Annotated in this window: 12 protein-coding genes and 1 pseudogene; 3 read left to right on the top strand and 10 right to left on the bottom strand. The window is 60.3% G+C overall.

Annotation, left to right across the window (positions count from 1 at the left end):
- Positions 1–170: 170 nt before the first annotated feature.
- The 3 genes from choV to F8N96_RS15270 form a co-directional block, all read right to left on the bottom strand.
- Complete coding sequence (gene choV, locus F8N96_RS15280; protein WP_150798501.1) at positions 171–1,349, bottom strand: choline ABC transporter ATP-binding protein; 1,179 nt, start codon at positions 1,347–1,349, stop codon at positions 171–173.
- On the bottom strand, positions 1,346–2,191 hold the full coding sequence (gene choW / locus F8N96_RS15275) for a choline ABC transporter permease subunit (RefSeq protein WP_038983589.1): 846 nt from the start codon (positions 2,189–2,191) through the stop codon (positions 1,346–1,348). Before choW ends, choV begins: the two co-directional genes overlap by 4 nt.
- Before the next feature lie 66 nt (positions 2,192–2,257).
- Entirely contained in the window at positions 2,258–3,205 is a 948-nt protein-coding gene (locus tag F8N96_RS15270; protein ID WP_150765248.1) for a choline ABC transporter substrate-binding protein, read from the bottom strand.
- A 435-nt stretch (positions 3,206–3,640) separates the two neighbouring features.
- On the opposite strand from F8N96_RS15270, the gene F8N96_RS15265 reads away from it, so the two are divergent.
- Complete coding sequence (locus F8N96_RS15265) at positions 3,641–5,017, top strand: L-serine ammonia-lyase (protein WP_150798500.1); 1,377 nt, start codon at positions 3,641–3,643, stop codon at positions 5,015–5,017.
- Positions 5,018–5,620: 603 nt separating this feature from the next.
- Positions 5,621–6,724, top strand: a complete 1,104-nt coding sequence (locus F8N96_RS15255; RefSeq protein WP_046029844.1) for a GlxA family transcriptional regulator — start codon at positions 5,621–5,623, stop codon at positions 6,722–6,724.
- A 195-nt stretch (positions 6,725–6,919) separates the two neighbouring features.
- Here F8N96_RS15255 and F8N96_RS15250 read toward each other — a convergent pair whose 3' ends face one another.
- The 6 genes from F8N96_RS15250 to choX form a co-directional block, all read right to left on the bottom strand.
- Complete coding sequence (locus F8N96_RS15250) at positions 6,920–7,183, bottom strand: hypothetical protein (RefSeq protein WP_150798499.1); 264 nt, start codon at positions 7,181–7,183, stop codon at positions 6,920–6,922.
- Between the two features lie 387 nt (positions 7,184–7,570).
- The gene (locus F8N96_RS15240; RefSeq protein WP_150798498.1) at positions 7,571–8,734 is read right to left on the bottom strand and encodes a gamma-butyrobetaine dioxygenase; all 1,164 of its coding nucleotides are present in this window, start codon (positions 8,732–8,734) and stop codon (positions 7,571–7,573) included.
- Positions 8,735–8,759: 25 nt separating this feature from the next.
- Positions 8,760–9,236, bottom strand: a complete 477-nt coding sequence (locus F8N96_RS15235) for a thioesterase family protein (protein ID WP_150798497.1) — start codon at positions 9,234–9,236, stop codon at positions 8,760–8,762.
- A gap of 142 nt (positions 9,237–9,378) precedes the next feature.
- Positions 9,379–10,344, bottom strand: coding sequence for an L-carnitine dehydrogenase (locus tag F8N96_RS15230; RefSeq protein WP_150765253.1), 966 nt, complete (start codon positions 10,342–10,344; stop codon positions 9,379–9,381).
- 141 nt (positions 10,345–10,485) lie between these two features.
- Complete coding sequence (locus F8N96_RS15225) at positions 10,486–11,373, bottom strand: 3-keto-5-aminohexanoate cleavage protein (RefSeq protein WP_123359160.1); 888 nt, start codon at positions 11,371–11,373, stop codon at positions 10,486–10,488.
- Between the two features lie 74 nt (positions 11,374–11,447).
- Positions 11,448–12,392, bottom strand: a complete 945-nt coding sequence (gene choX / locus F8N96_RS15220) for a choline ABC transporter substrate-binding protein (RefSeq protein ID WP_150798496.1) — start codon at positions 12,390–12,392, stop codon at positions 11,448–11,450.
- Positions 12,393–12,746: 354 nt separating this feature from the next.
- On the opposite strand from choX, the gene F8N96_RS15215 reads away from it, so the two are divergent.
- Positions 12,747–13,694, top strand: a complete 948-nt coding sequence (locus tag F8N96_RS15215; RefSeq protein ID WP_150798495.1) for a GlxA family transcriptional regulator — start codon at positions 12,747–12,749, stop codon at positions 13,692–13,694.
- A 102-nt stretch (positions 13,695–13,796) separates the two neighbouring features.
- On the opposite strand, the pseudogene F8N96_RS15210 reads toward F8N96_RS15215, so the two are convergent.
- Positions 13,797–14,017: pseudogene (locus F8N96_RS15210) on the bottom strand (IS110 family transposase); the annotation flags it as partial.

Below are 14,017 nucleotides of genomic sequence, written 5' to 3'. Positions count from 1 at the left end.
TTTTGTGCCTCGTTGATCGTTCCCACGCTCTGCGTGGGAATGCATCCTGTGACGCTCCGCGTCACGTCTGCAAAGGGACGCGGAGCGTCCCGAGCGGCATTCCCACGCGGAGCGTGGGAACGATCACAAAAACGCCGCGATCATCTCGCGGCGTTTTTGTGTGTGTTGCCTTACCCCAGGTTCTTGCCGAGCAGCGCGTGATACAGCTCGCTGTCACCCAGAATCCCGACCACCTTGTTGTTATCGTGCAGCACCAGCTTGTTGCCGGTCTGGTAACGAATCTGCAGCGCATCGCGCATGCCGATGTTGGAATCCACCAATGTCGGCCGACGTCCCAACCCTTCCACCGCTTGCCCTGGAATCCAGTTCTGCAGGACCAGGCTGGCACCGTTCTGGCGTGCGCCCTTGATGGTGTTGCCTTCGGCCAGGTCCAGCCAGGAATCGCCGCCCGGATCGAGGCAAACCGAGCCGTTGATGCGTTTGCAGTTGTCCAGGGTGCGCATCAGGCTGCGACCGCACAGTACGTTCAGTGGGTTAGTGTGGGCGACGAAGGTCCGCACATAGTCGTCCGCAGGGTTGAGGACGATCTCTTCCGGCTTGCTGTACTGGACGATTCGACCGTCTTTCATGATCGCGATACGGCTGCCCAGCTTCAGTGCTTCATCGAGGTCGTGGCTCACGAACACGATGGTTTTGTTCAGCTTGCTTTGCAGCTCCAGCAGTTCGTCTTGCAGGCCCTGGCGGATCAGTGGGTCGAGGGCCGAGAACGGTTCGTCCATCAGCAGAATGTCGGCGTCCATTGCCAGCGCGCGGGCCAGGCCCACACGTTGTTGCATACCGCCGGAAAGCTCGTTGGGCTTCTTGTTGCGCCACTGGGTCAGGCCCACCAGTTCGAGTTTTTCATCGACCAGCTTTTTCCGTTCCTTCTCCGGACGACCCTGCATCTCCAGGCCGAAGCTGATGTTCTCGCGAACGGTCAGCCAAGGCATCAGGGCGAACTTCTGGAACACCATCGCAATGCGCTTGGTGCGCATCATTTTCAGTTCTGCCGGGGTGCAAGAGGCGATGTCGATCTGCTTGCCTTCGTGCTCGACGAACAACTTGCCACGGCTGACGGTGTTGAGGCCGTTGATGCAGCGCAGCAGACTGGACTTGCCGGAGCCGGACAGGCCCATCAGTACGCAGATTTCACCCTTTTCGACGTCCAGGCTGGCCTTTTCGACCCCAACGATCTGCCCGGTCTTTTTCAGGATCTCGTTACGGGTCATGCCCTGATCCAGCAGCTTGAGTGCCTCGCGTGGATCCTTGGAGAAAATTACGTCGACGTTATCGAAGCGAATAATGCTCATGCGTCACCCCCTACTTTGGCGTCGGGTTGTTTGCAGATACGGTCGAGCATGATCGCCAGCAGTACGATCGCCAGGCCTGCTTCGAAGCCCAGGGCGATATCAGCAGTGTTCAGTGCGTTGACCACGGGTTTGCCCAGGCCGTCGGCGCCCACCAGTGCCGCGATCACCACCATCGACAACGACAGCATGATGCACTGGGTGATACCGGCCGCGATGCTTGGCATGGCGTGGGGCAGTTCGATTCGCGAGAGCAGCTGACGTCGCGAGCAGCCAAAGGCCTTGCCAGCGTCCATCAATTCTTCCGGGACATCGCGAATACCCAGGTAAGTCAGGCGGATGGGCGCGGCAATCGCGAACACCACCGTGGAGATCAGGCCCGGGACCACACCCAGGCCGAAGAGGGTCAGGGTAGGAATGAGGTAGACGAAGGTCGGCACGGTCTGCATCAGATCGAGTACCGGACGCATCACTGTGTAGAACATCGGTTTGTGCGCGGCGACGATGCCCAATGGCACGCCGATCAGCACGCAGACCAGGGTGGCGAACAACACCTGGGCGAGGGTTTCCATGGTTTCCTGCCAGTACCCCAGGTTGAGGATCAGCAGGAAGGAGGCGATGACAAAAACGGTCAGCCCCCACTTTCGTTGAATGAAGTGTGCCAGTAGTGCGATGAGGCCGATCAATGCCAGCGGGTTGAACCAGGTCAGCGCGAAAGTCACGCCGTGGATCATCGTTTCCAGTGACACGGCGATGGCGTCGAAAGTGCTGGCGCCATTTTGCGTCAACCATTCAACGAAGCCTGCGATGTACTGGCCTAAAGGTATTTTCTGATCAATCAGCATGGTAGTGAACGTCCGCATGCAAGGAAATAAACAGCCCGGGGAAGTTACCTCCCCCGGCGTAAGCGATTACTGAGCGAGCTTGGCTTTAACGGCCTCCAGGCCTGGTTTACCGTCAATGGTGGTCACGCCAGCGAGCCAGGTATCGAGGACCTGTGGATTCTTTTTCAGCCAGGCCTTGGCGGCCGCGTCAGGCTTCATTTTGTCGTCCAGGACGTTGCCCATCAGGGTGCTTTCCATGTCGAGGGTAAACACCAGGTTTTTCAGCAACTGACCCACGTTGCTGCATTCCTGAACGTAGCCCTTGCGGGTGTTGGTGTAGATGGTCGCCTGGCCGAAATTGGGGCCGAAGAAGTCGTCGCCGCCGGTCAGGTATTTCATCTTGAAACGTGTGTTCATCGGGTGCGGTTCCCAGCCCAGGAACACCACGGCGGTGTTGCGGCGCTGGGCGCGATCGACTTGCGAGAGCATGCCTGCCTCGCTGGATTCGACCACCTTGAAGCCGGCGTCTTTCAAGCCGAAGGCGTTCTTGTCGATCATGCTCTGAATCAGGCGGTTGCCGTCGTTGCCCGGTTCGATGCCGTAGATCTTGCCGTCGAGTTCTTTCTTGAACTTGGCGATGTCGGCAAAATCCTTCAGACCCTTGTTATACAACTCTTCGGGGACGGCGAGGGTGTATTTTGCGTTTTCCAGGTTGGCGCGCAGGGTGTCCACGGTGCCGGCATCGCGGTAGGCCTTGATGTCGTTTTCCATGGTCGGCATCCAGTTACCCAGGAATATGTCCATGTTCTTGCCATCGGCCAGGGATTTGTAAGTCACTGGCACGGAAATCATCGTGGTCTTGGTCTTGTAGCCCAGGGCATCGAGCACGACGCTGGTGGTGGCGGTTGTCACGGTGATGTCAGTCCAGCCGACATCGGAGAAGTTCACGGTTTTGCACTGAGCCGGTTCGGCGGCTTGGGCCAGAAACGGCAGACTCAGCATGGCGGCCAACAACAACGGCGGGGAACCTTTCATGAATGGACTCCTTGGTGTTTTTTTTGGCAGTGTTCCGACTGGACCACCGCACTTATAGGTTGCGGTTGGATGGCGTTTTGGAGACATCTCTACCACGGCGCCTTGCAATCGAGTCGATACGATCATGTACCAGTGAAAATCTGACGCCTACAGGGTGCGTCGTAACCAGTACAGGGAGGGTCGCATCCAGTGTCGGTGACGTCGCTTACAGCTTTTTTCAGCCCTGTTCGTTGCTCTGAACCGCAAAAAAACGCCGAAAACACAGCGTAAAACGCACGCGGCGTTTGTGGACAAGAGTACGTCGGTGTCAGACGTCGAATGACAGAGTAAAAGCCTGATGATGCAGCCATACCGGCGGATTGCAGCTTGAGCGTAGCAGCTCCGTCACCAGGCGCTTTTGCGTCTGGAGTTGGCACATCCAGGAGTTCGGCAGTAATGGCTATCAGCGTTTTCGACCTGTTCAAAATCGGTATTGGCCCTTCCAGTTCGCACACCGTGGGGCCCATGCGGGCCGCGGCGTTGTTCGTGCAAGGCTTGCGTGAGCAGGGGCTTGTGGAGCGAGTGCGGCGCGTCGAGGTGCAGCTATATGGATCGCTGTCGGCCACCGGCATCGGACACGGCAGCGATAACGCGGTGATCATGGGCCTGATGGGCGAGTGGCCGGACGCGATCGATCCGTCGCAGATCGGCCTCCACATCGCCACCCTGCGCGAAACCGACACGCTGTTGCTCGATGGGCGTCTGCCGGTGCCGTTCATCTGGGCCCGGGATATGCGTCTGATCGACGAAAACCTGCCATTCCATCCCAACGCCATGACCCTGGTTGCCGAGGGTGATGACGGTGAGCTGCATCGCGATACCTACTATTCCATCGGCGGCGGGTTTGTCGTCGATGAAGCACAAGCCAGCAGCGGAGTGGTGGACCTGGATCGCACGGTGTTGCCGTACGACTTCTCCAGCGCCGCCGAGCTGCTCAGTCTGTGCAAGCAACACAACCTGCGTGTTGCCGAATTGATGATGGCCAACGAGAAGGTCTGGCGCAGCGAAGAAGAAATCCGCGCCGGCCTGATGAAGCTCTGGCGCGCGATGCAGGATTGCGTCGAACAGGGCCTCAAGCACGAAGGCATCCTGCCCGGCGGCCTGAATGTGCGCCGACGCGCGGCCAAGCTGCATCGTAGCCTGCAGGAGTTGAACAAGCCCAACGTGATTGGTTCGACCCTGAGTGCCATGGAGTGGGTCAACCTGTTCGCTCTGGCGGTCAATGAAGAAAACGCCGCTGGCGGGCGCATGGTCACGGCACCGACCAACGGCGCGGCGGGCATCATTCCGGCGGTCCTGCACTACTTTATGAAATTCAGCGAAGCGGTGACGGACGCCAACGTGGTCGACTATTTCCTCAGTGCGGCGGCGGTGGGGATCCTGTGCAAAAAGAACGCTTCGATTTCCGGTGCGGAAGTCGGTTGCCAAGGCGAGGTCGGTTCGGCTTGCGCCATGGCGGCGGCCGGGTTGGCCGAGATTCTCGGGGCCACGCCGGAACAGCTGTGCAACGCGGCGGAGATCGGCCTGGAACACAACCTCGGTCTGACTTGCGATCCGGTGGGCGGGTTGGTTCAGGTGCCGTGCATCGAGCGTAATGCGATTGCGGCGGTGAAGGCGATCAACGCGGCGCAGATGGCGCTGCGGGGGGACGGTCAGCACTTTATCTCGCTGGATCGGGTGATCCGGACCATGCGTGATACCGGGGCCGATATGCATGACAAATATAAAGAGACATCGCGGGGTGGATTGGCGGTCAGCGCCGTTGAATGTTGACACGCCGCAACCCCCTGTAGGAGCTGGCTTGCCAGCGAAGACGGCGGCACATTCAATATCACTGGCAACTGACACGCCGCCTTCGCTGGCAAGCCAGCTCCTACAGGTGAACGCGGTGTATCGGATACACCGCGCCGCCCGGTTCGCCAGCAAGCCGGCTCCTACAGACAGCGTCAGACCAGTCAAAACTGCGCTCAAAATGAACACACAATCTAAAACGCGCCACGTTTTGGCGCGTCGCTTACAGATAAGCCACCGACCCGAGGGTCTGGTTCAAAACCAGCCTTGACCGCCCGTCACCTGTGCTTGCGGTGACACTCTTCCCAGCCCCGTCGCAGCCCTGTTCCCACAAGTGCTACCGATTTGCTCACAGGTAACGGGACAGCGCGCTTTCAGCCCTTGATGGCACATAAATCCCACAGTCTATTTGCGTCATATCCAGACACATCGCGACGTCGTTTTCAGGAGTTATTGAACGCGCATTCAAATTTAGGCATGGCAATTGCTCTGTCATTACAAAGCCCGTCTCCCACGCGAGAACGATGGCAATAACAAGAGCCTCCGCCTGAGGCCATCACCCGCTTTGTGTGAGGAGATACCGCGATGACGACGTTCAACTCCGGGGCCCAACCCCAGAACCGTGCGCCTCAATCCATCGGCTTTCTGCTGCTGGACAATTTCACGCTTATTTCTTTGGCCTCCGCAGTAGAACCCCTGCGCATGGCCAACCAATTGTCCGGTCGCGAACTGTATCGCTGGACCACGATCACCGTCGATGGCGGTCAGGTCTGGGCCAGTGACGGTCTGCAGATCACCCCCGACTGCTCCATGCACAAAGCGCCCGCCCTGGACACCATCATTGTCTGCGGCGGCATCGGCATCCAGCGTACCGTTACTCGCGAACACGTGTCGTGGCTGCAAAGCCAGGCCCGTCAGTCCCGCCGTCTCGGCGCGGTGTGCACCGGCAGTTGGGCCCTGGCGTGCGCCGGCCTGCTGGACGGTTTCGACTGCAGCGTGCACTGGGAATGCCTGGCCTCGATGCAGGAAGCCTTCCCGCGCGTCGCCATGAGTACGCGCCTGTTCACCCTGGACCGTAACCGTTTCACCAGTTCCGGCGGCACCGCACCGCTGGACATGATGCTGCACCTGATCAGCCGCGATCACGGACGTGAACTGTCGGCCGCGATCTCGGAAATGTTCGTCTACGAGCGCATCCGCAACGAGCAGGATCACCAGCGTGTACCGCTCAAGCACATGCTCGGCACCAACCAGCCGAAGCTGCAGGAAATCGTCGCGCTGATGGAAGCCAACCTGGAAGAGCCGATCGATCTCGACGAACTGGCGGTGTACGTCGCCGTGTCCCGTCGTCAGCTGGAGCGGCTGTTTCAGAAATACCTGCACTGCTCGCCGTCGCGTTACTACCTGAAACTGCGCCTGATCCGCGCTCGGCAGTTGCTCAAGCAAACGCCGATGTCGATCATCGAAGTGGCGTCGGTGTGTGGGTTTGTGTCTACGCCGCACTTCTCCAAGTGCTACCGCGAATACTTCGGCATTCCGCCGCGTGACGAACGCGTCGGTTCCAATACCACGCAGCAAGTGGCGATGATGCCGCTGCCACAGGCACTGGTACTGTCGCCGTTGTCGGGGCCGTTGTCGGCGTTGAGTCAGGCGCGTAATGAGTCGACGTTCGCCAGCGTAAGGCTGTAGATCGAGGCGCCTGCATTCGCGAGCAAGCCCGCGAAGGCGTCCTGTCAGACGGTACGGCTTGATCGTTCCCACGCTCTGCGTGGGAATGCAGCCCGGGACGCTCCGCGTCCCAAAAAGGCCGAACGCGGAGCGTCCGTTGAGGTGTTCCCACGCAGCGCGTGGGAACGATCAAGGCTGCGATCTTTGGATCTTTTGTCAGGTGCTACGGCTTTGCTGGTACTCCGCCAATGCCGGCAGCAATTGCCTGTCGATGGCCTGGCGCACGGCGGGCAGGATGGTCGCGCTGCTGGTGTACATCTGCTTGACCATGGTCCGCAGCACTATCGCCCGTTCATCGTTCAAGCCTCGCACCGCGCACTCGCAAGCCTGCTCGGCGGTGGAACCGTTCGGTACTTGAAAACCCAACGACTTCAGTTGGCCCAACAGGTCTTCCTGGTCAATCAAATCAGCGTGCATCATGACGCAATCCTTCTTCAGGGAACGTTGTCTTGGCTCGATTCTGGTTGGGGCCCGGGGTGGCGGCAAGGGCAATTTGTCGCAATGACCGCAATGGCTATGAACATGTCGTTTTCGGCTAACTTTCCAAAGAGAGGACGGGGCACACTGGATTCAGCTGGCTTCACGAAGGTTTGGTCACCCTCGCGCAACGGCTCCTCAACAGTTACCCACCTCTGCCCCGATCCTGTCACGGCTTGATCGGGGTTTTTTTTGCCTGTGAATCCAGGAGATTTGTGTTGCCTGTGCGGACGCCATCGCGGGCAAGCCTCGCTCCTACAGAGGTATGCGATCTCCTGTAGGAGCGAGCGGTGCGGCGATCCGACTTGCCCGCGAAGAATATGACGCGGTCTAACGTTGTAAAACGAGGATCCGCGACAGCAATTCATCCCGGTCAACATAGCAACCCTGGAAATGCCGCGCGCCAGTGGCCGGGTCGAAAGCATTGCGCGCATGGAGCGTACGGCGATTGTCGAAACACCACAGCTCCCCGGGATTGAGCCTCTGCATCAGCCGGAATCGAGGCTCGCGAGTCATGGCGATGAACCGGCGATAAGCGCGATACAGCTTGGGCATCTGTTCCACCGCCGCATCGAACGGGCCGCGCAGGAAGTTCGCCATGCGGATTTCCGACACCTGTCCAAAAGCGTCCAAAGCGATGATCGGCGCGAGGCGGCGGTAGTCGCTATGACGGTCCTTGTTGCGAAACTCCACGGGGATTTCACACAAGGCCTGGAGCGCTTCGGGATCTTCCTGGCGCAAGGCTTCGGCGATGGCAAAACCGTCGACGAAAATACTCTCGCCACCCTCGGCGTCATTGACCAGGCAATGCAGGAATTGCAGCCCTGGTTGCAGCTCCCGGGTCGGCAGGTCGCTGTGCAGCGGCAGGTTGAAGGCGGTGTAGGCATTGCTGTCGGCATCGGCCTTGGATTGCACGTTGAACAGCACACCGAAATTGCTCTCGCGGATGAAGGAAATCCGCTGGGCGATCAGCTTCAGCGAGCCGGGCTCGGTGGGCACGCCACGGACCTGGGTCAGGCCGATGTCGCGCACCGCCAACAGCCACTGCAACAAGGCGTCGTTGTCGTTCATCAGTGCCTGGTAGTCGAATACCGGCAACTGCAAATCACTGTGCCAGAGCCTGGCTTGCGGTTTGCCGGCGCGGCGTTCGGCACGGGACTCATCGTCATAAGCGTGGGCCCGTAGCCAGCCCGGATCGAAGCGGCTGCGGTGGCCGTCCTGCCATGCGACGCAGAGGCAGCCTTGCGCGTCGACGCTCGTCTCTGCGGGAACGAGATCTTCTTCCACATCGACGATTTCCAGCACTTGCTCGCGGGTCACCGTGTAGACACACAGCGGGCACGGGCAGTTGTCCCGCAGCCATTGGTGATGAAAGGGGCTGACACGGTCGTCGGCCCACTTCACCTGGACGCGATCCGTCAGGGCCTGCACGCCAGCCAGCGCGCTGATCAACGGGTAAGTACGGAAGTCGGCAAAAGCGGCGGCGGTGTTCAATGGCGATCTCCTTGTTCGGGGGTGGTTATTTTACCGGGGGTAGTGCGATCACGCGGCCAATGCAGGCGGGGGTGGGCAAGTCGGCTTGCTCGGCGACGATGGCTTGCAGCTTGCTCAAGGTCTCTTCACTGAAGGGCGCGGATCGCGGCCCGGCGAGGTCGACGTGCAGCAGCATTTGTTCATTGCCGGCCAGTTCCTTGTCATCGCCCGCCAGGTGCAGGCTGTGGTAGAGGTGCAGGCGCTTGCTGTCGTGGCCGATGATCTGCGTGTGCACTTCGACTTCGGCATCGAGCTTCACTTCGTGCAGGTAGTTGAGGTGCAGTTCGAGGGTGAACAGCGAGTTGCCGCTGGCTTCGCGGTTGTGGCTGTCCATACCCAGCCGATCCATCAGTGCGTCGGTGGCGTAGCTGAAGATCAGCAGGTAGAAGGCATCGCGCAGGTGGCCGTTGTAGTCGACCCAGTCGGGGATGATTGTGGTTTGGTAGGTGGTGAGGGTGGGCATGGTGAGTGATCCAAGAAGTGTGGTGACTGGACTGCCGCTTTCGCGGGCAAGCCTCGCTCCTACAGGAATGCGCGTTATCCTTGTAGGAGCGAGCGGTGCGGCGATCCGACTTGCCCGCGAAAGGGCCGGTCCTGCTGGATAATTATTCGGCGAACGCCATCCCATGCTTCTCTTTGGTGGTTTTCACCGCCTCAAGCACCGCCAGCAGGCAATCATCACGATAGCGCTCCAGCGCTGAAATGCTGTGCGTGCCCAACTGATCACTGGTGCCATCCACCACATCGTCGATCAATTTGTCGGTCAATTCCGGCGCCGGCAGGTACGTCCACGGCAACTGCAATGCCGGGCCGAACTGCGCCATGAAGTGGCGCATGCCCGCATCGCCACCGGCCAGGGTGTAGGTCAGGAAAGTCCCCATGAACGACCAGCGCAGGCCGGCGCCAAAACGAATGGCATCGTCGATTTCCCCGGTGGTCGCCACGCCATCGTTGACCAGGTGCAGCGCTTCACGCCACAGCGCTTCGAGCAGGCGGTCGGCGATAAAGCCCGGCACTTCCTTGCGCACATGCAGCGGACGCATGCCTAAGGACTCGTAGACTTTCATCGCGGCCTGCACGGCTTCAGGTGCAGTGTTTTTGCCACCCACCACTTCGACCAACGGCAGCAGATAAACCGGGTTGAACGGGTGCCCGACGACGCAGCGTTCCGGGTGGGTCGAGCTTTCGTAAAACTCACTCGGCAACAGCCCTGAGGTACTGGAGCCGATCAGGGCATTCGGTTTGGCCGCCGCACTGATTTTGCTGTGCAGTTCCAGTTTCAGGTCCAGCCGCTCAGGCGCGCTTTCCTGAATGAAATCCGCGTCGCGAACGCACTCTTCGATGGTGGCGACAAAGCGCAAGCGATCCTGTGATGCGCCGGGTGCCAGGCCTTGTTTTTCCAGCGCGCCCCAGGCATTGGCGACGCGCTTGCGCAGGGCGGCTTCGGCGCCGGGTGCCGGGTCCCAGGCCACGACGTCGAGGCCGTGGGCGAGGGCGCGGGAGACCCAGCCGCTGCCGATCACACCGCTGCCCAGGGCGGCGAAGGTTTTGATTTCGGTGATAAAGGTCATGGCAACGTCCTAAAGAATTTGGTGATGCCCTGTAGGAGCGAAGCTTGCTCGCGAAGACGGTGGTCCAGCCGCGGAGTATGTGGCGGATGTACCGGCCTCTTCGCGGGCAAGCCTCGCTCCTACAGAGGTTTTGTGTTGGGATTAGCCGCGCTTGGTCAGGCCCATTTTTGTCCGGCCTTCAGCCGGCGTCAGGACCCGGGCGCCGAGGCGGCTGAGGATTTCCGAGGCACGTTCGACCAGTTGGCCGTTGGTCGCCAGCACGCCCTTGTCCAGCCACAGGTTGTCTTCCAGGCCGACCCGTACGTTGCCGCCCAGCAGCACCGCTTGTGCCGCCATCGGCATCTGCATGCGACCGATGCCGAACCCTGCCCAGACCGCGTCGGCTGGCAGGTTGTCGACCATGGCTTTCATGGTGGTGGTGTCCGCCGGCGCACCCCACGGAATGCCCAGGCACAGCTGGAACAGCGGGTTGTCCAGCAGGCCTTCCTTGATCATCTGCTTGGCGAACCACAGGTGGCCGGTGTCGAAGATCTCCAGCTCAGGCTTGACGCCCAGCTCTTGAATGCGTTTGGCGCCGGCACGCAGTTGCGCCGGGGTGGACACGTAGATTGTGTCGCCGTCGCCGAAGTTCAGGGTGCCGCAATCGAGGGTGCAGATTTCCGGCAGCAGTTCTTCGACGTGGGCCAGGCGGGTCAGCGGGCCGACCAGGTCGGTATTGGGGCCGAACTCCATCGGGTTCTCGCCCGCGCCGATTTCCAGGTCGCCACCCATGCCGGCGGTGAGGTTGACGATGATGTCGACGTCCGCCTCGCGGATGCGCTCCATCACTTCGCGGTACAGCGCCACATCACGGCTGAATTTACCGGTTTGCGGATCGCGAACGTGGCAATGAACCACGGTGGCACCGGCCTTGGCGGCTTCCACGGCGGCTGCGGCTATTTGTTTCGGGGTGACCGGCACGTGTGGGCTTCTGGCGGTCGTGTCGCCAGCACCGGTGAGTGCGCAGGTGATGATGACGTCGTGGTTCATGAGTCGGGTTCCTTGCAGGCGTGATGATTCCGTCCGCAGCCCGGTCGGGCTGCGAATCGGTGGTTCAATCGGGTTTATTGGGTGGTCAGTTTCAGGTTGTCAGCCGCCGGTTTGCCATCGAAGGTCGTCACGCCTTCAAGCCAGCGTTGCTTGTCTTGCGGGTGATCCTTCAGCCATTGTTTGGCCGATTCGAAAGCGTCCTTGTGCTCCAGCAACGGCTGCATCATCCGGCTCTCGTCTTCGGCGGTGTAGGTCAGGTTGCTCAGCAGTCGACCAATGTTCGGGCACTGTTCGGCGTATGTCGGCGATGTGACGGTCCAGACCGTGGCCATGCCTTCGTTCGGGCCCAGGGCGTCTTCGCTGCCAGTGAGGTAAGTCATCTGCACGTTAACGTTCATCGGGTGCGGCGCCCAACCGAAGAACACCACCGCTTCCTTGCGCCGCACGGCGCGATCCACCGCGGCGAGCATGCCGGCCTCACTGGACTCGACCAGCTGGAACTTGCCCAAGCCAAACTGATTCTTGGCGATCATCGCCTTGATCTGGGTGTTGGCGCCCGAGCCAGGCTCGATGCCGTAGATCTTGCCGCCCAGTTCTTTCTGGAATTTGGCGATGTCGGCAAAGGTTTTCAGGCCCTTGTCGGCGAGGTAAGTCGGAACGGCGAGGGTGGCGCGGGCATCTTTCAAGCTGGGCGCTTCCAGCACCTTGACTTGATTGGCCTGGACGAAAGGCGTGATGGTCTGGGTCATCAACGGGTTCCAGTAGCCCAGGAACAGGTCCAGGCGCTGGTCGCGGATCCCGGCGAAGATGATTTGCTGGGATGCGCTGGTTTGCTTGGTGTTGTAGCCGAGGCCGTCGAGCAGAACCTGGGTCATGGCACTGGTGGCGATCACGTCGGTCCAGTTCACGACGCCCATGCGTACGTTCTGGCACGAGGCGGGTTCGGCCGCCATGACACTGGCGCTCAAGAAAGCGGTACCGCTGAGTGCAAGAACACAGCTGCTGATCAGTCGTTTCATCTCGGGTTCCTCGGCAGACGTTATTGTGGATTCCGGCATCTGCATCCGGTCTTGCGGATAGCGCTCATATTTTGGCGAGTGGCTGTTGTCCTCAGGCAAGGCGCCGCGACGAGTCATAGCCCGCTATGACGAGGAGCGGCAACGCAGCTTGAGGGCAACAGACGCCGCCAAAATTGAGCAGCTATTCGTAAGACCGGATGCGCCGTGCGCCGGTGATGACAAGTTACGCAGCATAGACCCCGTGAAAGCGCACTACGGCGACCAGCTCTTGCACTGCGGCGACCTGCGCTCTTGAATGCCGTCGACAACTGGCGTATCAACGTCAAAACGCTACCCGCCAACCGAGTGCGCTTCATGTCCCAGGATTTCTACTTTTTGTTGATGCCGGGTTTCTCGGCCATCGGGTTCATCTCGGCCATCGAGCCGCTGCGGGTCGCCAATCGCTTCCGCGGCGAGCTGTATCGCTGGCACGTGCTGAGCGCCGACGGTGGCGCGGTATTGGCCAGCAACGGCATGTCGGTCAACGCCGACGCGGCGCTGGAACCGCTGAAAAAAGGTGCAACCCTATTGGTGGTCGCCGGTTTCGAACCGTTGAAATTCGCCACCCCGGCACTGGAGCACTGGTTGCGCCGCCTGGATAACGAAGGCGTGACCCTCGGGGCCATCGACACCGGCAGCTTCGTCCTCGCCGAGGCCGGCCTGCTCGACGGCCATCGCCTGACCTTGCACTGGGAAGCCATCGACGCCTTCAAGGAGTCTTACCCACAGCTCAGCGTCACCCAGGAACTGTTCGAGATCGATCGCCGGCGTATCACTTCGGCGGGCGGCACCGCTTCCATCGACCTGATGCTCGACCTCATCGCCCAGGCCCACGGCCCGGCACTGGCGATCCAGGTCAGCGAACAATTCGTACTCGGGCGCATTCGCCCACGCAAAGACCACCAGCGCATGGAGGTCGCCACGCGGTATGGCATCAGCAATAAGAAACTCGTTCACGTTATTGGCGAAATGGAACAGCACAGCGAACCGCCGTTGAGCACGCTGGAACTGGCGGAATCGATCAAGGTGACGCGCCGGCAGTTGGAGCGTTTGTTCCGCCTGCACCTGAACGACACACCGAGCAATTTCTATCTGCGATTGCGGCTGGAAAAGGCCCGGCAATTGTTGCGTCAGACCGACATGAGCGTACTGGAGGTGAGTATCGCCTGCGGGTTTGAGTCGCCGTCGTATTTCACCCGCAGTTATCGGGCGCGGTTTGAGCGGTGCCCGCGGGAAGACCGACGACAAAGCCAAAAAGCATAACGCCGCCCCTGTAGGAGCTGGCTTGCCAGCGAAGAGGCCGTCACATTCAACATCATTGCTGGCTATGACACAGCTTCGCCCTTGTAGATACCGTCTTGAACCTCACCGGGCAAGCGCAAGTTTCGGGTCGTAGGGTTGGCCCGACTTGAGCACACCGTAAACGAAGTGCAGCAGCTTGCGCATCGCCGCACAGATAATCTGCTTGGGGGCCTTGCCGTTGGCCTTCAGGCGGTCTTTCATGGCCTTGATCGCCTCGTTATGCTGCAACGCTACCAGGCCTGGCATGTAGAGGCCTGCACGCACACTCACTGAGCCGATTTTTG

The sequence above is a fragment of the Pseudomonas fluorescens genome (genome assembly GCF_902497855.1).
Lineage (GTDB): Bacteria > Pseudomonadota > Gammaproteobacteria > Pseudomonadales > Pseudomonadaceae > Aquipseudomonas > Aquipseudomonas fluorescens_BI.
This window is presented reverse-complemented; position numbering and strand designations above follow the sequence as displayed.